This window comes from Acinetobacter sp. ABJ-A23_2 (genome assembly GCF_044538765.1).
In the GTDB taxonomy this organism is placed as follows: Bacteria; Pseudomonadota; Gammaproteobacteria; order Pseudomonadales; family Moraxellaceae; genus Acinetobacter; species Acinetobacter nosocomialis_A.
Map to the genome: position 1 here is coordinate 38810 of NZ_JBIUCP010000006.1, position 24430 is coordinate 63239.

The 24430-nt window shown below is 39.8% G+C and carries 21 protein-coding genes; 11 read left to right on the plus strand and 10 right to left on the minus strand.

Annotation, left to right across the window (positions count from 1 at the left end):
- Positions 1-105: 105 nt before the first annotated feature.
- Positions 106-549 carry a VOC family protein gene (locus tag ACH63V_RS03625; RefSeq protein WP_240288015.1) on the plus strand — a complete coding sequence of 148 codons (444 nt, stop codon included), beginning with the start codon at positions 106-108 and terminating at the stop codon, positions 547-549.
- 51 nt (positions 550-600) lie between these two features.
- Here ACH63V_RS03625 and ACH63V_RS03630 read toward each other — a convergent pair whose 3' ends face one another.
- The 6 genes from ACH63V_RS03630 to ACH63V_RS03655 all read right to left on the minus strand — a co-directional run bounded on the left by ACH63V_RS03630 (position 601) and on the right by ACH63V_RS03655 (position 8408).
- On the minus strand, positions 601-954 hold the full coding sequence (locus tag ACH63V_RS03630) for a DMT family transporter (RefSeq protein WP_396462772.1): 354 nt from the start codon (positions 952-954) through the stop codon (positions 601-603).
- An 81-nt stretch (positions 955-1035) separates the two neighbouring features.
- Positions 1036-1521, minus strand: coding sequence for a DUF934 domain-containing protein (locus tag ACH63V_RS03635; RefSeq protein WP_311069871.1), 486 nt, complete (start codon positions 1519-1521; stop codon positions 1036-1038).
- Entirely contained in the window at positions 1514-3157 is a 1644-nt protein-coding gene (locus tag ACH63V_RS03640) for a nitrite/sulfite reductase (protein ID WP_100191803.1), read from the minus strand. Before ACH63V_RS03640 ends, ACH63V_RS03635 begins: the two co-directional genes overlap by 8 nt.
- Positions 3158-3321: 164 nt before the next feature.
- Positions 3322-5727 (minus strand): glucose/quinate/shikimate family membrane-bound PQQ-dependent dehydrogenase, encoded by a 2406-nt coding sequence (locus ACH63V_RS03645; protein WP_107972450.1) that lies wholly within the window; start codon positions 5725-5727, stop codon positions 3322-3324.
- Positions 5728-5901: 174 nt separating this feature from the next.
- Positions 5902-7134 carry a carbohydrate porin gene (locus ACH63V_RS03650; RefSeq protein ID WP_396462808.1) on the minus strand — a complete coding sequence of 411 codons (1233 nt, stop codon included), beginning with the start codon at positions 7132-7134 and terminating at the stop codon, positions 5902-5904.
- A 155-nt stretch (positions 7135-7289) separates the two neighbouring features.
- Positions 7290-8408, minus strand: a complete 1119-nt coding sequence (locus tag ACH63V_RS03655; protein ID WP_396462773.1) for a CaiB/BaiF CoA transferase family protein — start codon at positions 8406-8408, stop codon at positions 7290-7292.
- Positions 8409-8618: 210 nt separating this feature from the next.
- Between ACH63V_RS03655 and ACH63V_RS03660 the strand changes: the two genes are divergently transcribed.
- The 5 genes from ACH63V_RS03660 (at position 8619) to ACH63V_RS03680 (ending at position 14464) form a co-directional block, all read left to right on the plus strand.
- Positions 8619-9629, plus strand: a complete 1011-nt coding sequence (locus ACH63V_RS03660; RefSeq protein ID WP_002051267.1) for an AraC family transcriptional regulator — start codon at positions 8619-8621, stop codon at positions 9627-9629.
- Positions 9630-9799: 170 nt separating this feature from the next.
- The gene (locus ACH63V_RS03665; protein ID WP_396462774.1) at positions 9800-11005 is read left to right on the plus strand and encodes an acetyl-CoA C-acetyltransferase; all 1206 of its coding nucleotides are present in this window, start codon (positions 9800-9802) and stop codon (positions 11003-11005) included.
- Between the two features lie 19 nt (positions 11006-11024).
- Positions 11025-13160 (plus strand): 3-hydroxyacyl-CoA dehydrogenase NAD-binding domain-containing protein, encoded by a 2136-nt coding sequence (locus ACH63V_RS03670; RefSeq protein ID WP_396462775.1) that lies wholly within the window; start codon positions 11025-11027, stop codon positions 13158-13160.
- A gap of 173 nt (positions 13161-13333) precedes the next feature.
- Positions 13334-13588, plus strand: coding sequence for a hypothetical protein (locus ACH63V_RS03675; protein ID WP_019457519.1), 255 nt, complete (start codon positions 13334-13336; stop codon positions 13586-13588).
- Positions 13589-13603: 15 nt separating this feature from the next.
- Entirely contained in the window at positions 13604-14464 is an 861-nt protein-coding gene (locus ACH63V_RS03680) for a patatin family protein (RefSeq protein ID WP_396462776.1), read from the plus strand.
- A 29-nt stretch (positions 14465-14493) separates the two neighbouring features.
- Here ACH63V_RS03680 and ACH63V_RS03685 read toward each other — a convergent pair whose 3' ends face one another.
- Together ACH63V_RS03685 and ACH63V_RS03690 are read right to left on the minus strand one after the other, a co-directional pair.
- Entirely contained in the window at positions 14494-14913 is a 420-nt protein-coding gene (locus tag ACH63V_RS03685) for a GNAT family N-acetyltransferase (RefSeq protein ID WP_396462777.1), read from the minus strand.
- Positions 14914-14925: 12 nt separating this feature from the next.
- Positions 14926-16137: a class I SAM-dependent methyltransferase gene (locus tag ACH63V_RS03690; RefSeq protein ID WP_396462778.1), complete on the minus strand. Its 1212-nt coding sequence runs from the start codon at positions 16135-16137 to the stop codon at positions 14926-14928.
- Between the two features lie 126 nt (positions 16138-16263).
- Here ACH63V_RS03690 and ACH63V_RS03695 point away from each other — a divergent pair, with 126 nt between their 5' ends.
- Together ACH63V_RS03695 and ACH63V_RS03700 are read left to right on the plus strand one after the other, a co-directional pair.
- Positions 16264-16905: a hemolysin III family protein gene (locus tag ACH63V_RS03695; protein WP_396462779.1), complete on the plus strand. Its 642-nt coding sequence runs from the start codon at positions 16264-16266 to the stop codon at positions 16903-16905.
- A gap of 134 nt (positions 16906-17039) precedes the next feature.
- A complete protein-coding gene (locus ACH63V_RS03700; protein ID WP_263614549.1) occupies positions 17040-18350 on the plus strand; it encodes an MFS transporter in 1311 nt (436 codons plus the stop codon).
- Positions 18351-18418: 68 nt separating this feature from the next.
- Here ACH63V_RS03700 and ACH63V_RS03705 read toward each other — a convergent pair whose 3' ends face one another.
- Positions 18419-18862 (minus strand): hypothetical protein, encoded by a 444-nt coding sequence (locus tag ACH63V_RS03705; protein WP_039246416.1) that lies wholly within the window; start codon positions 18860-18862, stop codon positions 18419-18421.
- A gap of 129 nt (positions 18863-18991) precedes the next feature.
- Positions 18992-21715, minus strand: a complete 2724-nt coding sequence (gene secA / locus ACH63V_RS03710) for a preprotein translocase subunit SecA (protein WP_396462780.1) — start codon at positions 21713-21715, stop codon at positions 18992-18994.
- Positions 21716-22121: 406 nt separating this feature from the next.
- Here secA and ACH63V_RS03715 point away from each other — a divergent pair, with 406 nt between their 5' ends.
- From ACH63V_RS03715 to ACH63V_RS03725, 3 genes are all read left to right on the plus strand, one after another.
- Positions 22122-22772 carry a peroxiredoxin gene (locus tag ACH63V_RS03715; protein ID WP_032047687.1) on the plus strand — a complete coding sequence of 217 codons (651 nt, stop codon included), beginning with the start codon at positions 22122-22124 and terminating at the stop codon, positions 22770-22772.
- 243 nt (positions 22773-23015) lie between these two features.
- Complete coding sequence (locus ACH63V_RS03720; RefSeq protein ID WP_396462809.1) at positions 23016-23828, plus strand: MBL fold metallo-hydrolase; 813 nt, start codon at positions 23016-23018, stop codon at positions 23826-23828.
- The gene (locus tag ACH63V_RS03725) at positions 23825-24403 is read left to right on the plus strand and encodes a dual specificity protein phosphatase family protein (RefSeq protein ID WP_396462781.1); all 579 of its coding nucleotides are present in this window, start codon (positions 23825-23827) and stop codon (positions 24401-24403) included. The genes ACH63V_RS03720 and ACH63V_RS03725 overlap by 4 nt, the downstream gene beginning before the upstream one ends.
- The last annotated feature ends 27 nt before the right edge of the window (positions 24404-24430 follow it).

A 24430-nucleotide genomic window follows, 5' to 3' on the forward strand; every position in this document is an offset into this window, starting at 1 on the left:
CACTTCGGTGGGATTTTTTATGGAAAATTTACAAAAAAAGACCCACAAAATCACTTTTAAGTTTTAACTTATTCCTTTAAACGAAAACAACAATGGACAATAAAAATGCAACTCAATCACTATCTCAATTTCCAAGGTCAGGCAGAGCAAGCCTTTAATTTTTATAAATCGGTCTTTGGTGGTGAATTTGCTATGCTGAGCCGTTATAGCGATATGCCACCTAACGAGGGTGTCACATTATCGGAAGCCGAAAAAAATTTAGTGCTGCATGTTTCTTTACCGATTAATGAATACACAGTACTCATGGCATCAGACACTATCGATCAATTCTGCACGCCAAATAGTGTATTTACTAAAGGCAATAATCATTACATCGCAATCAACCTTGAAAAAGACGAGCAAGAAAAAGCGAAACAGCTGTTTGATGCTCTATCTGTAAATGGTCAAATCGAAATGCCGTTAGAAAAAACTTTCTGGGGCGCATTGTACGGTGCATTTACCGATCAATTTGGCATAAAGTGGATGGTTAACTGCCAGCTTGATACATAATATTTTTAATATCTAGCCCTTATAGAGATACTTATTATTTCTATAAGGGTTTTAAACATTAATATTAGAATATTTCGCAATAATCATTAAACCAACTGTAATAAAACTTATCCCTATCCATCCAGCCACATCAATATTCTGCCCAAGAAAAACCTTTGCTAGAAAGGCAGTCGCCAATACCCCCACTCCGGACCACAATACATATAAAATTCCCGCCTGCATATATTTCAAAGCAATAGCAGCACATGCAAAAGACACAATATATAAAATCAGTGCAATCGCCTGAGCAGTTTTATTAACTAATCCATTGCCTTTAGCCGAATAAAATGTTGAGAGCACATCTGTCGCAATAGCAAAAAGTAGCCACCAAGCACCAGGATTTATTTTTGAAATTAAACCTAACATTGTTGTTCTTCAGTTGAGTCATTTAAAAATTATTCATAAAAAAAGCTGAACCTGAGTTCAGCCTTTATATTTAAAAACTATTTAAGCGCCAGTTTGATAACTTGCTTGTGGTACAGCGGTTGAAGCCTGATACGGGTTGGTAAAATCTTGCAAACCTGCCGCAGCTTCTTGCACGTCTTTGCCTTCTTTTACGACAAAGCTATCAAAACCAGAACGCTTTAAGTAGTTTAGGACATCTTTAAATACATCACCTGTTGCACGTAATTCACCTTGGAAACCTTGGCGACGTAATAGCGCAGCAAACGAATAACCACGACCATCACCAAAACCTGCAAACTCAATGAAGATTGCATCAAGTTCATTTAATGGAAATGTATGGTCTTCAGGTGAATCATTTACAGTTACATACAAAGCTTTTTTGCCTTGAACGTTAGCTAATTGGTCTAGTTGAGCTGTTGTTACCACAACGTCACCCTGAGGAACTACACCATCTTCAGCAATGATTTGATAAGTATTGTCTGTAATCGTGCCGTCTTTATAAAGCACAGGTAGAGCTGTATTAAGCATATGCACGCTCCTTAAATGGTTGAATTCCTACACGGCGATATGTGTCAACAAAACGCTCACCTTCTGTACGCAAATCAAGATAAGTATTTAATACTTCTTCAATAACGTCTGGCACAGCATCTGCTGCAAATGATGGCCCTAAGATGTCACCGATCGATGCATCATGGTCTGAATTACCACCTAATGTAATTTGGTAGAACTCAGCGCCTTTTTTATCTACACCTAAAATACCGATGTTACCTACATGGTGGTGACCACAAGCATTCATACAACCAGAAATATTTAGATCTAAATGGCCAAGATCATAAACTTTGTCTAAGTCATCAAAACGACGTGTAATCGCTTCAGCAATAGGAATTGATTTCGCATTTGCAAGTGAACAGAAATCACCACCTGGGCAACTAATAATATCGGTAATAAAGCCAATATGTGCACGTGCCATATTTTGTTGTTCAAGCGCTTGCCATACATCGAACAAATCTTTTTGAGGTACATCTGCCAAAGCAATGTTTTGTTCGTGAGTGGTACGAAGTTCACCGAATGTATATTTATCTGCAAGATCTGCAATAAAGTTCATTTCTTCAGTGGTCATATCGCCCGGTGCGATACCTGCACGTTTTAGAGAAATCGTAACTATACGATAGCCCTTCACTTTATGTGCATGCGTGTTGATATTGAACCATTGCTTGAATTTTGGATGCTCAGCAAACAAAGCGGTAAAGTCTTCATCTGCTAAATCTTGATAATCAAACGGAGTGAACTCTTCATCCAGTTTTTTCAAGATTTCTGGCTGAATTTTCAATGCTTCACGTGTATGTTCAAATTCAGCTTCAACTTTCTGAGCAAATACTTCAGGTGTTAATGCTTTAACTAGAATTTTAATACGCGCTTTGTATTTATTGTCACGACGGCCATGCAAGTTATAAACACGTAAAACCGCTTCTAAGTAAGCAATTAAATCTTCACGTGGTAAAAACTCACGAATAACGCTACCAATAATTGGAGTACGGCCTAAACCACCACCAGCCATAATTTTATAGCCGATTTCACCCGCTTCATTACGCACGATATAAACACCAATATCGTGGAATGCAGTTGCTGCACGGTCTTTTTCTTCAAGTGCAGAAACTGCGATTTTGAACTTACGTGGTAAGAATGCAAATTCAGGGTGGAACGTACTCCACTGACGAATCAATTCACATGTTGGACGTGGGTCTGCAATTTCACCAGCAACCACACCTGCATATTGGTCAGTTGTTGTGTTACGAATACAGTTACCACTGGTTTGAATGGCATGCATTTGTACAGTTGCAAGTTCTGCCAAAATATCTGGCACATCTTCAAGTGCAGGCCAGTTCAACTGGATATTTTGACGTGTAGATACGTGGGCATAGCCACGGTCATACTTTGTTGAAACTTCAGCAACTTTACGTAATTGTTTAGAATTCATTAAGCCATACGGCACGGCAATACGCAGCATAGGCGCATAACGTTGCACATATAAACCATTTTGCAAACGTAATGGACGATATTCATCTTCAGAAAGTTTGCCAGCTAAATAGCGTTCAGTCTGATCGCGGAACTGAGCAACTCGTTCATTAACCAGCTGCTGGTCGAAATCGGTATATAAATACATGGCGTATGGCTAGTAGATTCATTATTAAGGCGGATAGCATAGCGAGCTTTTATTCATCAATAAAATGCTTTTTTTGCATATTTAATAACGATTTTATTGATAAGCTTATATAAATCGACATAAAAAAAGCCCAGATCAATCTGGGCTTTTTTTATAGCAAAAGTTTATTTGTTATCTGGCAATGCATAAGCCACTAAATAGTCGCCCATTTTTGTACCAAATGAACCATGACCACCGGCCATGATTACAACATATTGCTTACCATTGATTTCATAAGTCATTGGTGTTGCTTGTCCACCTGCTGGTAAACGCGCTTCCCAAAGTTTCTTACCATTCGTAACGTTAAAAGCACGGATGTAGTTATCTTGAGTTGCACCAACAAACATGACATTACCTGCGGTAGAAATTGAACCACCTAAACCAGGAACACCAATTTTCACAGCTGGTAATTGGAACAGTTTTGGCAAGCTATCACGGATAGTACCAATACGTTTTTTCCATACAACCTGATGCGTTTTCAAATCTACGCCAGCAACATAACCCCAAGCTGGTTGTTTACAAGGTAAACCAAGCGGAGATAAGAATGCGCTGATTTCGACACCATAAGGTACACCATACATTGGTTGTACACCCTGCTCAGTTCCCGCACCTTTTGCAGTTTCTGCACGGTTTGGATCAGCAGGAATTAAACGGCTTACGAATGGCAGACCAATCGGGTTCATTACAGCAACTTGACGGTCAGGGTTAACCGACATGCCGCCCCATTCAAACACACCTAAGTTACCAGGGAAAACTAAAGTACCGTTTTCAGATGGTGGTGTATAAATACCATCGTAATTTAGACGTTTGAAAGATACACGACACATGAGCTGATCAAGCATTGTGGCACCCCACATGTCTTTATCAGTCAATTTGTCTTGTGGCGCTAAGTTCAAGTCAGAGAATGGCTGAGTTTTTGAATAATGCTCGCCTTTAGTTTGTGGTCCGCGCTTAACTGTTTGTGGAACTGGTTTTTCAGTTACAGGAACAATTGGCTGACCATTACGACGGTCAAGAACAAAGGCATTACCTGTTTTAGTCAATACATAGATTGCCGGAACAGTTTTACCTGTTTTGTCTTTAATATCTGCCAAAGATGGTTGAGATGGTACGTCCATATCCCATAAATCGTGATGGGTTGTCTGGAAGTTCCATATCAATTTACCAGTTGAAGCATTAATCGCTAACATTGAGTTCGCATAACGTTCTTTCAACTCAGTACGGTCACCACCCCAGATATCTGGAGTACCTACACCTGTTGGAACATAAACGATATCAAGTTTGGCATCATATGCTAAAGGTGCCCAAGCATTTGGCGAGTTATGAACAAAGGTAGTACCTTCGCCTGGCATTGCATTTGGATCTGCTGCACCCGTGTCGAATGCCCAAAGAAGCTTACCAGTGTTAACATCGTAGCCACGAATTACACCTGATGGCTCTTTACTTGAATAGTTGTCTGTTACAGAACCTGCAATTACGACAGTCGAACCTGTCACAACACCAGGAGATGTTGGGTTATACCCACCTGGATAAGCATATGGCATGAATTTTTGTAAATTCACTTCACCATTTTCACCAAAGTCAGTACATGCTTTACCAGTGTCAGCATTCACAGCAACTAAACGTCCATCGTTGACTGGTACAAATACCTTACGTGGACATTGTGTAGAGCTAGATTTCTTGCTTTGAAGACTCGTTGCAAACTCAGTTGTATTGTTTGCATCGTAGTACATTACACCACGACAAGTTAAATGCTGGAACGATTTATCCGTCTTAAGCTTCGGATCAAAACGCCATTTTTCTTTACCAGTCGCTGGATCAATCGCAATTAACTGCTGATGAGCCGTACAGATAAACATGTTATTACCAATTTTAATTGGCGTAACCTGATTGGTTGTTTCACCCGAATCATTATCTGTTTTGAAATCACCAGTACGTAATGTCCAAGCCACTTTCAAATCTTTGACATTTTGGTCATTAATCTGTTTGAGTGGAGAATAACGCTCACCAGCTTGAGTACGACCATAAGCAGGCCAATCACTCTCTGCTACACCAGGAACGGCTTGAGCAGTTTCTGGTTGAGGTGTTTTGATCTCACCATTAATTTCTTGCGGATCGTTGAAGATAGAATAAACCATCAACACGATTGCAATCGCTAAAGTTGAAGATAAGGCAACTTTACTTGATCCAAGGTTGTTGATTCCACGAGTCACAGCCGGAACCAATAACCATAAACCAAGAATACCTAAAATATCTAAACGTGGTGCAAGCGCCCAAAAGTCTGTTCCAACTTCCCAGACACTCCAGATAATGGTACCTAGCATTAATGCGGCATACACCCACAAAGCAGTTGAAGCGCGCTTGTAGAGTTGCCATGTAACAATGAGAAGCAAGACTCCAGCTACAATGTAGTAAATTGAACCGCCTAGTGTAGCGAGCCAAATACCTCCAATTAGCAGGAATAACGCCAATAACCCAATAATGATTACGGTAAAAGTCGTTAAACCTGATCTTGAAGAAGGTTGATTCATAAACCACCTCTTATCAATCATCATTTTTATCGGAAAGATGTGCCAAAAACCTTATAGAGAAATGGCATCACCAATACATCTAAAACAAAATTCAGGCATAAAGAAAAAAACGGAAGGTCTGGATACTTCAATCAATGATTTAGCCCTCGACAATCCGTTTTTCGGAATAATTACTTAGAATACGGTTGAGAATTTAATACCGCCTACCCAAGTGTTATCACCATTTTTTAATGCACCAACATGACGAACATATTGCACATTTGGACGAATAGTTAGCCAGTTAGTGGCATGAATACCGTAGTAAAGCTCGGTATTGTATTCAGTGTCATATTCTTTGGCTTGAATATCGCTCCAGTCATCATTGATATGAATACGAGCAACGCCAAGTGCCAACTCATCTTGAGGACGTTGATTGAGCAAACCTTTATAGACCAAGCCTACATTTTGCATGTTGTCGACTTTGTTGGTATCTGAGTCATGGAAAGTCAGGTTCACAAAACCTGTTAAACCACGATCAGTTTGATCAGCTGGCTGGAATAATTTTTGTTTTGCAGTTACCCAAACACCTTGCTTATGAGATGTTTTGGTTGGATTAGTAATTTCCTCTGCATCAGCAGTGCTATAGTAATAACCTAGACGGTATTCACCAGCCATGCTTTGCGCACCTAATTTAGGTGACCAAACTACTTCTGCTGGAATAATTGCACCGTGAGAACCATCTGTGCTTAGGTTAAAACCTTTGCCTCGTTCCAAGTTCTCTGGGTTATATTCATATACACCAATTTGTGTATATAAATCAGGCTGCACATTATATTTAACACGCATTGCCCATTGGCTAACTGGCCAGTTATACCATTGGTCACCAACCCAGTTACCCACTTGTGAACCACAAAGCGCCAAGTTCTGGAAATCACAGTCAAAACTATTAAAGTCTTCACCTTCACCAAAACGACCGACTTTAACGTCTAACTTCTGATCAAGGAATTTTTTCTTAATCCACAAGTCTGTTAAACGCCAAGTTTGCTCACGCCCCCACACTTCTTGTGCGGAACTAATGTGTCCAGCTAAAGCTGGAGAATGTTCAGAAAGCGATTGCCCATCACGATAAGTTAATGTGATTTGAGCTTCTGTATCTTGCCACCCTAAAATTTTACCCAGGTCCAAATGCGAACCTAAAGCGAGTTGCCCTGTATAAGCACTACCATGCGAAGATGTATTCTTTGAATCTAAAATACCGGCATATTCACCGGTATATCCAAAAGAAAAATCATAACCTTGTGCTTGCAACGCTGTGCGTTGCCCGTTCCAATCACCCAACATCCAAGAACTATTTGGGTCAAATGCAGCAGCAGCTTGTGCATGCTGAACAAAAAGAGTAATTGATAAAACGGATAAACAGGAAACCATCAAAGATTTATGCGTTTTCATGTTTACGTACCTTTTATGTCTTTGTTTATAAAGGTTACGCTAATTTTATGTAAAGAAATTATTCAAAATGTTAATCAATTGATTAATCAGATAATAATCTTAATACACACTGTATAAGAAATAGCCCCAAGACATTACCACTGTCCCTCGCCAAGCTTTTGACCTACAAAGGAATATCGCATTTGTGAACGTGAAAACTTTATTGGACATGCAATCTGCGGTTCTGTATCAGCCGTATTATTTTGCAAAGGAACATCCACAATCCATCCACGTTGTTGTGCTAACGGTGAATTTAAAGCCTCACTTAAACTCAATACGGGTTCTACACAAACATCGAGATTTGCAAAAATTTCATGCCATTCTTTAAATGTTTTGGCTTTAATTTTTTCTTGAATAGCTTGCTTCACTTCTTGTCGATCTTGAATATCTAATGACGCGCCTTTCTGTAACAGCACGGGTAAATCTAATGCAGCAGACAACCCAACCATAAATTGTGGCTCAAGACTACCAATAGAAAGATAACGACCATCTTGAGTCATATAATAATCATAAAAAATACCGCCATTGAGCATACCCTTCTCTGGTGCCTGTTCAACTTGTGCTGCAAGCGTAGCTGATGCTGCCATGCTATTTAAACTCGCCACACAGTCGGTCATGGAAATATCAATATATTGTCCCATACCACTACGACTGCGTTCGACGACCGCAGCCAAAATAGCAATAACTGCATGTAATGATCCGCCTGCAATATCGGCGACCTGAATGCCAAGCGGTGGTGGACCACTATCTTGTCGGCCACTATATCCAGCAATACCCGCTAAAGCTAAATAGTTAATGTCGTGTCCTGCTCGATCTTTATAGTTTCCAGTTTGTCCATAACCAGTAATTGAACAATAAATTAAACGCGGATTAATTTCTGCAAGCGTTGCATAGTCCAATCCTAAACGGCGCATAACATCTGGCCGAAACTGTTCTATGACAATATCAAACTCGGAAATCTTGGCTTTTATCAGATCTATACTCGCAGCATCTTTTAAGTCGAGAACAATCGACTGTTTATTTCGATTTAGATAACTATGTGCAGTTGCTTGTCCATTGGCATAGGGCGGCATAATCCGGATGAGATCTGGACGTGATGGAGATTCGATATGGATGACTTCTGCTCCCATATCGGCTAAGTACATTGTGGCAAAAGGTCCAGGTAAGAGCGTCGAGAAATCGAGAACTTTAAGTCCGTTTAATGCTGTCGTCATCGTATTTTTAACCACTATTATTCGAATTTTCTTTTATATTAGTTAAGCAAATATTCTAAAACAATGTCATGTTCAGCCATTTACCTTGATCATTTCGGCAATTTAACATGTAAAAAGTGCTTTTACACTGTTGTAAATCGCCAATTTATTTTTTTAGACGGTCATTTAGGTCAATTTAAAGTGAACATCAAAGAGACTGAAGGATTCAATATGAGTCGCGATACGATTAGCATCCACTTCGTGAATGCGGCTTTGACAGGCGTAAAACGCCTTGGCATGGATGTCGAGACGTTACTTTCACATGTGGGTATCGAAGCGGAACTATTACGTCAACCTAAAGCTCGAATCTCACCAGAACAATATACCCGTTTTATAAAAATGCTATGGATGGTCACCCAAGACGAACACGTCGGATTTGATGTACAGCCGCGTCGTTTGGGCACTTTTGCCATTATGTGTCAGTTGATTATTCATGCAAAAACTTTGGGACAAGCCCTCGAACTTTCATCTCAATTTTATAAGTTATTTGGTGATGAATGGTCGGTAACACTAGAGCGTGACAAACACGAAGCGCGTTTGGTTCCTCTTATTCCAAAAACATTAGATCCAGATCATTTCATTACTGAAAGTATGCTCATGATTTGGCACGGTTTGGCTTCGTGGCTTATTGAACGTCGTTTACCGTTAGAACGTGTTCATTTTAGCTATCCGCGTCCTGCTCATGCAGATGAATATGATGCATTATTCTTTGCACCAGTCATGCAGTTTGATGCACCTCGCACCGAAATAACTTTTGCAGCTGATTATCTTGACTTACCAATCCGCCAAGATGAAAAAACGCTTGAAGAGTTCCTAAAAGCAGCGCCTGCTCAGCTTTTAGTAAAATTCAAAAACACCAACTCATTGACTTCTCGTATTCGTGACGTACTTAAGAGTCAAATTGGTGAAGAAATGCCAACGCTTAACGACGTTGCATCAATGCTGTATTTATCTCCACAAACCTTACGTCGCCGCTTAGCTGCTGAAGGTAAAAGCTACCAAGGCGTAAAAGACGCTTTACGTCGAGATGCTGCAATTCACTTGTTGCTCAACCCTGAATTAACACTTGAAGATGTTGCTCAACAAGTAGGCTTTAGCGAAACTAGTACCTTCCACCGTGCATTTAAAAAGTGGACTGGTGTAACTCCAGGTTTATATCGTCAGCTACACGGTTACCACTAATTCTTAAATCTCTTTAGTTTCACATTTAGCCCAAGTTCAACTTGGGCTTTTTTGTATCTCTATTGGCAAAAATCATCACCTGACTGGTGCGCTTATCGTCATTGCACTCGCTATTAAAACCAGTACACTCAAAACACAAATAAATTTTAAGCAATAAAAAAGGAACTATTATGAGCGAGGCTTATATTATTGATGCCATTCGCACACCACGCGGAAAAGGAAAAAAAGACGGCTCTCTTTACGAAGTAAAACCAATCACATTACTCACCACCCTATTAAATGAATTACAACAACGCCATCAGCTTGATACATCTAAAGTAGATGATATTGTTCTGGGCTGCGTAACACCAATTGGCGATCAAGGTGGGGACATTGCCAAAACAGCAGCAATTGCCGCAGGTTGGAATGATGATGTCGCTGGAGTTCAAATCAACCGTTTTTGTGCTTCAGGTTTAGAAGCAGTCAACATGGCAGCAATGAAAGTTCGTTCGGGTTGGGAAGATTTGGTCGTTGCTGGTGGCGTTGAATCAATGTCACGCATTCCAATGGGTTCTGATGGCGGACCGTGGGCTTTAGACCCAGAAACAAATCTTAAGTCATCATTTGTTCCACAAGGTATCGGGGCCGACCTGATTGCAACCTTAGATGGCTATAGCCGTGAAGATGTCGATAACTTTGCAGTGAAGTCACAACAAAAAGCAGCGGCAGCTCAAGCAAATGGTTATTTCGACCAATCAGTTGTGCCGGTCAAAGATCACGCAGGTGTGGTGATCTTAGAGAAAGATGAATTTATTAAAGGCAATACCACACTAGAAGGTCTCGCAAAGCTCAATCCAAGTTTTGAAATGATGGGGCAAATGGGCTTTGATGCTGTTGCTTTACAAAAATATCCGGAAGCACAAAAAATCAATCATGTTCATCACGCAGGTAACTCATCAGGCATTGTCGATGGAGCTGCTGTCGTTTTATTGGCCTCAGAAAAAGCAGTCAAAGAACAAAATTTAAAACCACGCGCTAAAGTTTTGGCGACTGCATTAGTCGGTACTGACCCAACCATTATGCTGACTGGCCCTGCGCCTGCTGCACGTAAAGCTTTAGAAAAAGCTGGCCTTACGATTGATGATATTGACCTATTTGAAGTCAATGAAGCATTCGCGGCAGTTGTTATGCGTTTTATTAATGAGCTCAACGTTCCTGCTGAAAAAGTCAATGTAAATGGCGGTGCGATTGCTTTAGGCCATCCGTTAGGAGCAACAGGTGCCATGATTTTAGGCACACTACTTGATGAGCTTGAACGACAAGATAAAAAGCGCGGTTTAGCGACGCTCTGTGTTGGTGGTGGGATGGGTATTGCCACCATTATTGAACGCGTATAAAAATTTAGGGATATAAAAAATGAGTGCAATTCAATACGAAAAAAATGCCGACAATATTGTCATTTTAACGCTTGATTCAACTGGACAATCTGCAAACACCATGAATGCCGAGTTCCGTGACTCACTCGATGAAGTCACACAAAAACTCAAAGCAGAAACAGAACTTTCAGGTGTTATTTTCCGCTCAGCTAAAAAAACTTTCTTTGCAGGCGGTGATCTAGATGAACTAATTCAAGTTCAGCCTGAACATGCAACTGAGTTTTTCAATATGGTTGAAAAGCTAAAAGGTCATTTACGCACAATTGAAACACTAGGAATTCCAGTCGTTGCAGCATTAAATGGCACAGCACTGGGCGGTGGATGGGAAATTGCATTAAGTTGCCATCACCGTATTGCAATCAATGACCCGAAAAGCAAATTTGGCCTACCAGAAGTTACTTTAGGTTTATTACCGGGCGGCGGTGGAATTGTACGTATGGTACGTCTGCTTGGCCTTCAAAATGCGTTCCCATTTTTAATGGAAGGCAAACAGTTCGGTGTCGATAAAGCCAAATCTTTAGGTTTAATTCATGACACAGCTGAAAATGAACAAGAGCTTTTAGATAAAGCAATTGTTTGGGTAAAGGCAAATCCGAAATCTCAGCAACCTTTTGATGTGAAAGGTTATAAAATTCCGGGTGGTGATCCAAAAACTCCAGCAGTTGCACAAGTTCTTGCAATTGCACCAGCCATGTTAAAAGACAAAACCAAAGGCTGCTACCCTGCTCCTGAAGCAATTATGGCTGCCGCAGTTGAAGGTGCTCAAGTTGATGTCGATACTGCACTGCGTATTGAGTCTCGCTACTTTACTCAACTTACAACAGGCCAAATTTCTAAAAATATGATCGGCACTTTCTGGCATGGCCTAAATGCAATTAAGTCTGGTGCAAGCCGCCCTGCTGACGTTGCAAAATGGCAAGCCACTAAAGTTGGTGTATTGGGTGCTGGCATGATGGGTGCTGGTATTGCATATTCAACAGCCATTAAAGGCATTCCAGTTGTACTTAAAGATGTATCTGTTGAAAATGCTGAGAAAGGCAAAGCATATTCTCAGAAATTGCTAGACAAGCGTGTTTCACAAGGCCGCATGACGGCAGAAAAACGTGATCAAGTTTTGTCGCTCATTACAGCTACAGCTTCAGCTGAAGACCTTCAAGGCTGTGATTTAATTATTGAAGCGGTATTTGAAAATCAAGAACTCAAAGCGAAAGTCACTCAAGAAGCCGAGCAATATTTAGCATCTAATGGCGTAATGGCATCGAATACATCGACCCTGCCAATTACAGGCTTAGCTCAAGCAAGTAAAGATGATAAAGCGTTTATTGGTCTGCATTTCTTTAGCCCTGTCGACAAAATGCAGTTGGTTGAAATTATCAAAGGTAAAAATACCTCCGCAGAGACACTTGCTAAAGCCTACGATTTCGTACAGCAAATTGGAAAAACACCGATAGTTGTTAATGATAGCCGTGGCTTCTTTACCAGTCGTGTATTTGGTACATTCATTCAAGAAGGTATGCGCTTGCTTGCCGAAGGCGTCCACCCAGCACGTATTGAAATGGCAGCACTGAAAGCTGGCATGCCTGTGGGACCACTTGCGATTCAAGATGAAGTGTCTTTAACTTTAACCGAGCATGTTGCTAGCGAAGCACGTAAAGCTTTACAAGCCGAAGGCAAAGAGCTACCGAAAACACCAGTAGATGAAGTGATTCATACCATGATTCATGAATTAAACCGTAAAGGTAAAGCTGCTGGCGCAGGTTTCTATGACTATCCTGAAAATGGTAAAAAACACCTATGGGAAGGCTTAAACCGCTGGGAGAAAGATCACGATATTTCCGAGCAAGATATAATTGATCGTATTTTGTTTGTACAAGCCTTAGATACCTTACGTTGTTACGAAGAAGGTGTATTGGAATCGGTTATTGATGCCAATGTCGGTTCTATTTTTGGAATTGGTTATGCCCCTTGGACTGGTGGAGCGATTCAATTCCTCAATCAATATGGTATTGAGAAAGCAGAAAAACGCGCCGAAGAGTTAGCTACCAAATATGGTGAGAGATTCACACCACCAGCATTACTAAAAACCAAAGCTGAGCAGAAGCAAAATATTCAATAACTTAGACGTAATGAATATTTAAAAACTGCATAAACCTTACCCATATAAATATATTTTATTTATATGGGTTTTTCTTTATGTTCTTTATGCCCTTTAAGATTTCTGCCTACAGCCTAAATATGCTATAAATAGACTTCATTTTTGTGCTTCTACAGCACATTCGAGAAATCCTTATGTCCGATAAAAATTCTTCCGAATCAGCAGTTTTAGGCTGGAAATTTGTTCTGATCGTTGGTGTTTTAAGTGCGATTTTCCTTGGCTTTTTCTATTTAGCAATGAGTAATGAACCTGACTATATGCCAGGTGCTCAGCGCAAAGCTCAACAGCACGAAATGCAACAAAAAGCTGAAAAATCGACAGATCAACAAAGTCAGCATGACAACATGCCTGGAATGGACATGCAAGAACATCAGCATTCACATCAGTAATCAGATATTTTTCAAATGACAGATTTTTCCCGCAATGCACTGGTTGTAGAAGGTGGAGGCATGCGTGGTGCCTTTACCAGTGGTGTACTTGATGCTTTTCTACAACAGCAGTTCAATCCTTTTGACTTATACGTTGGTGTATCTTCTGGTTCAACCAATGTGGCTAATTACTTGGCAGGTCAGCAAGGCCGAACTTTAACATTTTATATTGATCATTCCCTCCGTCCTGAATTTATCGATTATAAGCGCTTCTTTAAAGGTGGCGATTTACTTGATTTAAAATGGATGTGGGAAATTGGTGAAAAAGAACATCCTCTTGATCAACAGAGCCTTTTTGCCAAAAATCCAGATTTTTATATGGTGTTGACGCATGCTAAAACAGGCCATGCTGAGTATCTTCGTGCTGGTAAAGATAATCTGTTAAATGCACTGCGTGCTTCTAGCTCAATTCCGGTTTTAACACGTCATCCCGTCGATATTATGGGTGAACCATACTTTGATGGCGGCGTTGCAGATGCCCTACCCGTTCGCTGGACGGCTCAGCAAAGTGGCGTTAAAAAACTATTAGTTTTACGTACTCGCCCGAAAAATTACTTTAAAGCCAGTAGCCGAGGTGATCAATTCCTCGCAAAATATGCGTTTAAACACCACTATGGTTTTGCAAGTAGTTTGCGTAATCGCTGTGCCCGCTATAACGCTTCGGTAGATTTTGTTCGTAGCAGTAACCCAGACCAGCAAATTTTAGAAGTGTGTCCACCGCCTCTTAAAAATATGGCTGGCCGCTTAACCACAAATCCGAAAAAGCTTCGTTATAGTTATGAAGTTGGTTTAGAGACTGGTTTACAAGCTATCGAAAACTGGAATGCGATGAAGTAATTCAAAGTTGAGATTTCTAAAAAGGAATCTCAACTTAATGCTAAAGTCATATCGATATGGGGAATACCACAATCTTCGTAAACCTCACCCTGCACTTTAAAACCTAAAGCTTCGTAAAAAGCCGTCACATAAGTTTGTGCAGAAAGCTTTAAATAAGGCAGTTTTTGGTTACGCGCATAGTCAATAATATGCTGCATTAAAATTTTACCTATACCCTGCTTTCGATAAGGCATTAAAACAGCAACACGCCCTACACTATGCTGCGGTAACAAACGTGCTGTAGCAATAGGCTGCTCTTTGTCATACACCATAAAGTGCACAGCAGTGGCATCAAAATCATCCCATTCATCTTCGGATGCAATGCCTTGCTCTTGAATAAAGACTTGCTCACGGATGTATTTCGCGTCTTTCTCAAACTGTTCCCAACCACCCACTATAACTTCATACATCCACTCACCTTCCTAGCATTTGCAGCCAATATTTTCGATTGGCAACTGATCTTGTAACAACAATTCTAAGGTCTGTTTTTTAATCCCGTACATTTCTTTCAATGCTTGGATTTGAGCCATAATCTTCGCATCAGCTTGAGAAACGTCTTTGCGTTTTGTTGCCAAAATCATTTTATTTTTGCTGGTATGTTCAAGCGATACAAACTCAAAAACTTTGGTTTCATAACCATATGCTTTTAAAAGTAACGCACGCAAAGTATCGGTCAACATCTCAGCTTGTTGCCCAGCATGAATACCAAACTGTAGCATTGGTTGTAGAACTTCAGGACTATGTAATTGCGGGCGTAATTCTTTGTGACAGCATGGCGCGCACATAATCATTGAAGCGTTCAAACGAATTCCGGTATGAATGGCAAAATCAGTCGCAATATCACACGCATGCAAAGCAATCATAACGTCCAGCTTTTCTGGCTGATAACTACGTACATCACCTTCAAAAAAGTCCAAATGATTAAAATGCACTTTGTCTGCCACATTCTGGCAGAACTCCACTAAGTTACGGCGCAGCTCTACACCCGTAATTAAAGGAATCTTTTGTTGTTCCTGTAAATAATCATACAAAGCAAAAGTTAAATAGCCTTTTCCTGAACCAAAATCGACAATGCGTAACTCTTTTTGCTCTGCATCAATTTGTTCATACGCACTCGCAAAAATTTCGATAAATTTATTAATCTGCTTCCATTTACGAGCCATACTTGGAATGATTTGAGCTTTCTCATCGGTAATGCCAAGCTCTTTTAAAAATGCACTACTCTGCTGTACATAACGCTGTTTCTCACGATCATGCGCTTGTACAGTTGGAGCTGTATTCATACTTTGCTTTTTACCCATATTAAGCATGGCTTTTTTCTTATTTTTTTTAAGCTGAATTTCTTGAAGAGTTGAAAATAAATTTGCTTGTTTACATTGAACAATCAACGTTGCAATCTGTTCCAAACCCTCTTCAAAGGTATAGTTTTTGGTCACATCTTGAGTAGCATAATGATATAAAGCTGAAAGCTGCTTTTTCCCATTTAACTCTACAATGCGGAAAGTGATTTTTTCTAGCTGTGCCAACTCTCCTTTATATTGGCTCAAAATCAAACGCTCAAAACTCTGCTCATCAAGCATTTGTTTGATTTCATGAAAGAATTGCTGTTCTTGCTCAAAGGAGAAAACCGACACAGATATACCTAAAGAATGGTGACTCATATAAACTGAAAGTTTAAAGGGTATAGGATTAAAAATAAAATAACTTTACGACTGTTTTGTATTTCTATACATTTGTATTTTTAATCAAAAAATAAACTTATGAGCAAATCGGTGTTAGAAACTTACGATCCTAAAGAAGAACTTTTTAATGCCTACAGCCATGGTGCTGGCGTTGTTATGGCCGTGGTTGCCGCTATCCTTTTAATTATGAAAGGATCTTATCTTTCCACCGGGCAGTGGATCGGTTTATGGGTATACTCATTTAGTCTGATTCTCGTTTTTACCAGCTCGACTCTGTATCATTTTGCGCAGACCCAAAACTTACGTTACTGGTATAAAAAACTCGACCACACCGCTATTTATTATTTAATTGCCGGTACATATACCCCATTCTTAAGCATTGCGATACCCACACAAAAAGCACATGTTTTACTTATTGCACTCTGGAGCATTGCTGCAATTGGTACACTTTTCAAGTTAGTTTTTATTCACCGTTTTCAGAAAATTTCATTACTTGCTTATGTTCTTATGGGGTGGCTTGCCGTTTTTGTAATGGATGATATGCGTACCTATTTAAGTAAAGACGCTTTGATGTTATTGATTACTGGAGGTTTAGCTTACACTGTTGGAGCATTGTTTTACGCGTTAAAAAAGGTAAGATATACCCATGCGATATGGCATATTTTTGTACTTTTAGGTGCAGGTGCACACTTTCTTGCAATCTATTGGTACGTTGTTTAATCCATTTTTCACTCATATTCAGTGATCCTGAAAGAGTCATGGATGATGTTCTTTCACACTATTCTTTTGAGAAAAATATGCCTTTAAAGAGAATAGTAAACTAAAAATAAATTTTAACTTATATAAGGACTTATATGGAGTCAACCTCTGCGACAGCTGCTCCTGTAGTAGCCACCAATTCGAAAACACGAGTTTTATTTGCAAGCTTAGTCGGTACAACCATTGAGTTCTTCGACTTTTACATCTATGCAACTGCTGCCGTGATTATTTTTCCTCACCTATTTTTCCCTGCCAGCAGTGGCAGTGCTGCCGTTTTACAATCACTCGCAACATTCGCAATTGCCTTTATTGCCCGTCCTATTGGTGCAGCACTATTTGGTCACTTAGGCGATCGAATTGGCCGTAAAGCAACACTAGTAGCAGCTTTGCTGACTATGGGTATATCAACGGTATGTATTGGCTTACTTCCGACTTATGCTCAAATCGGGATTGTGGCTCCATTATTATTAGCAGCCTGCCGTCTAGGACAAGGCTTAGGTCTAGGGGGTGAATGGAGTGGCGCTGTATTACTTGCAACCGAAAATGCACCAGAAGGTAAGCGTGCATGGTATGGCATGTTCCCACAGCTTGGCGCGCCTATTGGTTTTATTTTAGCAACGGGATCATTCTTACTTTTAAGTGCGGCTATTCCTGAACAAGCATTCATGCAATGGGGCTGGCGTATTCCATTTATTGCGAGTGCAATTTTGGTCATTGTGGGTTTATATATCCGTTTAAAACTCCATGAAACTCCAGCTTTCCAAAAAGTTCTAGATAAACAAAAAGAAGTTAATATTCCATTTAAAGAAGTCGTTACCAAACACACAGGTAAACTTATTCTTGGCACGATTGCCGCAATCTGTACCTTCGTTGTGTTTTATCTGACTACAGTGTTTGCACTTAACTGGGGAACGACGAAACTGGGTTATGCGCGTGGTGAGTTTTTAGAACTTCAACTTTTTGCGACACTTTGTTTTGCAGCTTTCATTCCTTTATCTGCTATTTTTGCAGAAAAATTTGGACGTAAAGCAACATCAGTTGGCGTATGTATCGCTGCTGCGATCTTCGGATTATTCTTCTCTAGCATGTTAGAGTCTGGAAATACGCTCATCGTCTTTCTTTTCTTATGTACTGGCCTATCAATTATGGGTTTGACCTATGGCCCGATTGGTACAGTTCTTTCAGAGATTTTCCCAACTTCAGTTCGTTATACAGGTTCAGCATTAACCTTTAACTTGGCTGGTATTTTTGGTGCATCGTTTGCCCCACTGATTGCCACAAAACTTGCTGAAACTTATGGTTTATATGCAGTTGGTTATTATCTGACAGCGGCATCACTTTTATCATTAGTCGCATTTTTATTAATACGTGAAACAAAGAACGTAGATGTGAATAATCAGATTTAACTATTTTCAAACATCCTCATATAAAAAAAGCCGGTTCAAAATTGACCGGCTTTTTTTATATATGAAAATTAATTCATTGAAGCAGGGTTTGCTGGCGCAACACTGTTTGTTGGTGCTGGAGCCGTTACATTACTTGCTGCTACAGCTGCTGCACCCGCAACTGCTGCTTCACCAATTAAAGCAATTTTTGCTTTTTCTTGGCTTTTTGCAGATAAAGCTGGGTTAGTTGCCACAATACGATTAATGTTTGCAGAGTTTGCTGGAGCAATCGCAGCAGTTTGTAAAATGATTGGGCGATTACCTGTATTACCCAATGTATAACGAATACCTGTACGAGGGCTAATTACCGTCGTATTCTCTTGTTTCACTACAGCCTGAGCCGAAGTTGGGCCTTTTGCGGCAAGAACCTTATCAACCGTTGTGGTTTGAGGGGCTGAAGCTGTTTCTGCTGCGAAAACAAAACTTGGTACAGCAAGAACAGTTAAAAATAAAGGTTGTAATACTTTTTTCATTGTCTTTCCAACATACACTCTGGATGAGAAGTAAATAGCATTTAATACTTAAAACTGCAAACATTATTCACAGGCTTACTACAAACATAAAAAAAGCAGAACAATTGTTCTGCTTTTTTATCAAGCAAATTAAATTTTGCCGTGACACTGCTTATATTTTAAACCAGAACCACATGGACATGGTGCATTACGGCTTTCTGGTACTGGGAACATTTGTTGTTCATCAGCCGACTCATTGAGTGTTTCTTGAGACGCAGTCACTGCACCTGTTAAGCCATCCACATCATCATGTTCAAAAGAAAGCTTCATCGACTCAGCTTGCTGCTGCTGTTGAGCTTCCATTTCTGCAAGTTCTTCTGGTGTTGGAATATGTACACGAGACAAATCAGTCACAACATCAGTTTTAATGACGCCTAACATATTCACAAACAAGTTAAATGCTTCTTTTTTGTATTCCTGTTCTGGGTTCTTTTGCGCATAGCCACGTAAGTGGATACCTTGACGCAAATAATCCATTGCAGCCAAATGATCTTTCCAGTGGCGATCAAGAGAGTTTAGAACGAAATGACGTTCAAGCATTGCTGCTGACTCATCACCCATTTGCGCACGGCGTTGACGATAACGTTCAAGCACTTCGTCACTAATACGCTCAACCAGACCTTCTTCATCAAGACGACGATCTTGTTCTAACCATTCTTGAACTGGAAGCTCAATACCTAAATCAATACGTAAAGCATTTTCCAAACCTTCAATATCCCATTGGTCATGAATTGACTCAGGTGGAATAAAGTTGGCAATCATGGCTTGCATGACTTCACGATGCATTTCTTCGACGTAATCTTGTAAAGTATTTTCAGCTAACACTTCATCACGTTGTGAATAAATGATCTTACGTTGTTCATTATTCACGTCATCGTATTTCAATAAGTTCTTACGAATATCGAAGTTACGTGCTTCAACTTTACGCTGAGCATTTTCGATAGAACGACTTACCATTTTGTGTTCAATCGCTTCATTTTCTTGTAAGCCCATTGCACGCATCATGGCAACAACACGGTCACCTGCGAAAATACGCATGAGGTCATCTTCAAGAGATAAATAGAAACGAGAAACACCAGGGTCACCTTGACGACCCGCACGACCACGTAACTGGTTGTCAATACGGCGTGATTCATGGCGTTCAGAACCAATAATGTGCAAACCACCTGCTTGCAATACATCTTCGTGGTCCTGTTCCCACTGTGCTTTCAGACGTGCTTCATCTTCTGCTGTCGGGTTTTCAAGCTTGGCAAGTTTCGCTTTCCAGTTACCACCCAAGATAATATCTGTACCACGACCAGCCATGTTGGTTGCAATTGTTACTGCATTCGGGCTACCCGCCTGAGCAATAATGTCTGCTTCACGCTCGTGCTGTTTAGCGTTCAACACTTCATGGTGAATACCAGCTTGCATCAACTTAGAAGATAGAATTTCACTGGCTTCAATGGTTGCAGTACCAATTAGAATCGGTGCAACACCTTGTTCGCGAATATTCATAATTTCTTGAATAATCGCATTATATTTGCCATTACGGTTTAAATAGATTAAATCGTTTTGGTCATTACGAATCATTGGACGGTGAGTCGGAATAATGACAACATCAAGACCGTAAATTTCTTTCATTTCCGCAGCTTCAGTATCAGCAGTACCTGTCATACCTGAAAGCTTTTTATAAAGACGGAAATAGTTCTGGAATGTAGTCGTTGCTAAAGTCTGGTTTTCAGGCTGAATTTCCAAACCTTCTTTTGCTTCAACTGCTTGGTGCAAGCCTTCTGACCAACGACGACCCGGCATTGTACGACCAGTGTGCTCATCAACAATGATGACTTCACCATCATGAATAATATAATGAACGTCACGTTGGAATAAGAAATGTGCACGAATAGCGGCAGATACATGGTGAACAAGGTTTAGGTTTGTTGCTGAATATAAGCTTTCACCTTCAGCCAATAAGCCCATTTGAATGAGTTCTTGTTCTACAGTTTCATAACCGATTTCAGTCATTTCAACTGAACGCTGCTTTTCATCAATCCAGAAATGGCCACCATCAGCAACTTTTTCTTCTTTTTGCGGACGTAATTTTGGTGGAATCGTATTGATTGCAGTATAGAGGTGTGAAGAGTCTTCACTTTGACCAGAAATAATTAATGGCGTACGTGCCTCATCAATCAAGATTGAGTCAACTTCATCGATAATGGCATAGTGCAAACCACGTTGTTTCTTTTCTGCTAAAGAAAACACCATGTTGTCACGTAAATAGTCAAAACCAAATTCGTTGTTGGTACCATAGGTAATGTCAGCAAGGTAAGCCGCTGCTTTTTCTGACGGTTCTTGCATTGAATAAATTGTACCAATGCTTAAACCTAAGAACTCAAATAATGGACGGTTTAACTCAGCGTCACGCTGTGCCAAATAATCGTTCACAGTAATCACATGAACGCCTTCGCCACTTAATGCGTTTAAGTAACACGCCAAAGTACCCATAAGGGTTTTACCTTCACCGGTACGCATTTCGGCAATTTTGCCTTCGTGAAGAGTAATACCACCAATCAATTGCACATCATAATGACGCATGCCCATTACACGTTTTGCTGCCTCACGACAAACCGCAAACGCTTCTGGGAGTAACTTATCTAAACTTTCGCCATTGTTATAACGTTGTTTGAATTCTGGAGTTTTTGCAGATAAGTCTGCATCGCTTAAAGCTGATATCGTCGGCTCGAGCGCATTGATTTGCTCAACAATTTTGCGCATGCGTTTGAGTTCACGCTCATTTTTTGTACCGAAGATACCTCCGATCAGACTTGCCAACATGGATAAACTCTCTAAATCTTGCTTGGTCAAATGAATAAATTTTTTCTCAGTCGTTTATTATGGTGTCAGAAATTTGAAGTACAAGGGGTTTGCACAAAACCCATAAAAAAAATCTGATAGTTAGATAAACAGTTTTACCGTTTCTCTAAGCCCCTTTAATGCATCTGACACCCAAAACTCAACATTAACGCTTATCTATTGAACACAACTTCCGAGAAATCTAATTTAGCAAATTTATCTTAAAGTTACATTGATTCAGTCCATAAATTAACGTGTTTTAGTCATATATATTTACACTTATATAAAAAGTTCATAATAAAATACAAAAACAATAATTTTAATAATAAATAAATTGCGGCATAGTCATTTCAACATATAACAAATTTTAAGCAACTGAGGACATATCATGACATTACGATTAGGAGACACTGCCCCTGATTTTCAACAAGAATCGAGTGAAGGCACAATTAGTTTTTATGATTTTCTAGGTGATAGTTGGGGCATTTTATTTTCTCATCCCGCTGACTATACCCCTGTATGTACAACAGAGTTAGGCTATACAGCAAAATTAAAAGACGAATTTGAAAAACGTAATGTTAAAGCGATTGCCTTATCGGTAGATGATGTAGAGTCGCATAAAGGCTGGATTAACGACATTAATGAAACTCAAAATACTACGGTTAATTTTCCAATTATTGCTGACAAAGACCGTAAAGTATCTGAGCTCTATGGCTTTATTCATCCAAATGCCAGTGAAACACTTACCGTTCGTTCTTTGGTCATTATTGATCCGAACAAAAAAGTTCGTTTAATTATTACCTACCCCGCTTCAACTGGTCGTAACTTCAACGAAGTGTTACGTGTCGTGGATTCATTACAATTAACCGATAAGCATAAAGTGGCTACTCCAGCGAACTGGCAGCAAGGTGAAGATGTTGTGATTGTTCCTTCTTTAAAAGATGAAGAAGAAATTAAACAACGTTTCCCTAAAGGTTATACCGCAGTAAAACCTTACTTGCGCCTCACGCCACAGCCTGAAAGCAATAAAACCGACTAAAGGTTTTATTGCTTGCAAGACAAGCAAAGCGCATAGAGCGCGTAGGCAGGTATCTGAAAGATTCCCTGTAAGACACAATGATTAGAAAAAACGCAAAGAAAAATAACTAAAGCACATACACGAATGTTTCCATCTCCAAGCCATCTCACCCGATGGCTTTTTTTTTGCATTATTGAATACACATGGTTTTTAATGTCGAGATCAGTTATAACTCCCCAGGAGTTTGTGCAAAAAACAACAATCATGATCCATAAAATTCATCATTTAAAATGCGGCAGTATGTGCCCTGTCTGCGCACCTTTATTTGGGCAGAAAGGCTGGAAAGCAGAAGTTGTATGTCATTGTCTTTTAGTAGAGACGGACCGCGGGCTTGTACTGATTGATACAGGATTTGGTCTGCAAGACTATTTACACATGCAACAGCGCCTTGGCTCTTTAGTCAAACGTTTGGGGAAAATTGAGGCGAATCTTGAATTCAGTGCAATCCAGCAAATACAAAAATTGGGATTCCATCCTAAAGATGTACAACACATCTTTGTAACTCACCTCGACTTTGACCATGCAGGAGGCATTTCAGACTTTCCTCATGCCACAGTTCATGTCTTAGCCACTGAATATAATGCTGCGCAATTACCTAATTTTAAAGGTAAGCTTCGCTATAGAACCAATCAATATAATCAGCATCGATACTGGAATTTCGTTGAATATCAGCAAGGTGAAAAATGGTTTAATCTTGAAAAAGTAAAAGGTTTCCCGTTATTCCAAGATGAAATTTTAATGGTGCCATTATTAGGCCATTCCGCTGGACATTGTGGTATTGCCATCAAACAACAAAATCAGTGGTTATTGTTTTGCGGAGATGCTTACTACTCACACCTAGAGCTAAATCCTGCAAATAAATTAAGATCACTTACCCTTCTGGAAAAAACATTTGCAGAAGATAATGAAAAGCGTCTTATTAACCTTAAAAAATTACAGCATTTGGCTCAACATGAGCCAACGATTGAAATTATTTGCGCCCATGACCCTCATGAGCTTCGACGGTATCAAACATGAAAAAATTCTCACTCATTGCCCTAGTTCTGTGTTTAAACCTACAGGGATGTATGCAACATGAAAGCATTGCACATGAGCACAGACCCAAAGATTGGGGAACTTTAGTTTCTCAAACACATAATTTCTATCAAGTGAGTAATGATGTTTTTCGTAGCGAACAACCAAATGCTGCAATGATTCCCGAATTAAAACGCTATCAAATCGGAACTATTATTAATTTAAGAGCTAAAGATTCAGATGAATTAGTATTTAAAAATGAGAATTTTAATCTTGTTCACATTCCTATCGACACATGGGCAATTAACCGACAAGACCTGTTAGAAGTCATGCAGCAAATTAAAATTGCCAAGCAAAATAGTCAACGTGTTTTATTACATTGTTACCATGGTTCAGACCGTACCGGTGCTAGCGTTGCGATGTATCGAATTATTTTTGAACACTGGGCAATTGATGATGCAGTTAAAGAAATGAAGGAAGGCGGATATGGTTATCATATTATTTGGAAAAATATTGACCGTTTATTCACCCCTGAAAATGTAAAATGGATTCAACAACAATTGTCGAATCCATCTTAACTAGATCTTGAATAAACCTTAGATCAG

Coding starts and splice junctions, on each gene's coding strand:
- ACH63V_RS03625 (WP_240288015.1), top strand. CDS start 106: ATGCAACTCAATCACTATCTCAATTTCCAAGGTCAGGCAGAGCAAGCC.
- ACH63V_RS03630 (WP_396462772.1), bottom strand. CDS start 954: ATGTTAGGTTTAATTTCAAAAATAAATCCTGGTGCTTGGTGGCTACTT.
- ACH63V_RS03635 (WP_311069871.1), bottom strand. CDS start 1,521: ATGCTTAATACAGCTCTACCTGTGCTTTATAAAGACGGCACGATTACA.
- ACH63V_RS03640 (WP_100191803.1), bottom strand. CDS start 3,157: ATGTATTTATATACCGATTTCGACCAGCAGCTGGTTAATGAACGAGTT.
- ACH63V_RS03645 (WP_107972450.1), bottom strand. CDS start 5,727: ATGAATCAACCTTCTTCAAGATCAGGTTTAACGACTTTTACCGTAATC.
- ACH63V_RS03650 (WP_396462808.1), bottom strand. CDS start 7,134: ATGGTTTCCTGTTTATCCGTTTTATCAATTACTCTTTTTGTTCAGCAT.
- ACH63V_RS03655 (WP_396462773.1), bottom strand. CDS start 8,408: ATGACGACAGCATTAAACGGACTTAAAGTTCTCGATTTCTCGACGCTC.
- ACH63V_RS03660 (WP_002051267.1), top strand. CDS start 8,619: ATGAGTCGCGATACGATTAGCATCCACTTCGTGAATGCGGCTTTGACA.
- ACH63V_RS03665 (WP_396462774.1), top strand. CDS start 9,800: ATGAGCGAGGCTTATATTATTGATGCCATTCGCACACCACGCGGAAAA.
- ACH63V_RS03670 (WP_396462775.1), top strand. CDS start 11,025: ATGAGTGCAATTCAATACGAAAAAAATGCCGACAATATTGTCATTTTA.
- ACH63V_RS03675 (WP_019457519.1), top strand. CDS start 13,334: ATGTCCGATAAAAATTCTTCCGAATCAGCAGTTTTAGGCTGGAAATTT.
- ACH63V_RS03680 (WP_396462776.1), top strand. CDS start 13,604: ATGACAGATTTTTCCCGCAATGCACTGGTTGTAGAAGGTGGAGGCATG.
- ACH63V_RS03685 (WP_396462777.1), bottom strand. CDS start 14,913: ATGTATGAAGTTATAGTGGGTGGTTGGGAACAGTTTGAGAAAGACGCG.
- ACH63V_RS03695 (WP_396462779.1), top strand. CDS start 16,264: ATGAGCAAATCGGTGTTAGAAACTTACGATCCTAAAGAAGAACTTTTT.
- ACH63V_RS03700 (WP_263614549.1), top strand. CDS start 17,040: ATGGAGTCAACCTCTGCGACAGCTGCTCCTGTAGTAGCCACCAATTCG.
- ACH63V_RS03705 (WP_039246416.1), bottom strand. CDS start 18,862: ATGAAAAAAGTATTACAACCTTTATTTTTAACTGTTCTTGCTGTACCA.
- secA (WP_396462780.1), bottom strand. CDS start 21,715: ATGTTGGCAAGTCTGATCGGAGGTATCTTCGGTACAAAAAATGAGCGT.
- ACH63V_RS03715 (WP_032047687.1), top strand. CDS start 22,122: ATGACATTACGATTAGGAGACACTGCCCCTGATTTTCAACAAGAATCG.
- ACH63V_RS03720 (WP_396462809.1), top strand. CDS start 23,016: ATGATCCATAAAATTCATCATTTAAAATGCGGCAGTATGTGCCCTGTC.
- ACH63V_RS03725 (WP_396462781.1), top strand. CDS start 23,825: ATGAAAAAATTCTCACTCATTGCCCTAGTTCTGTGTTTAAACCTACAG.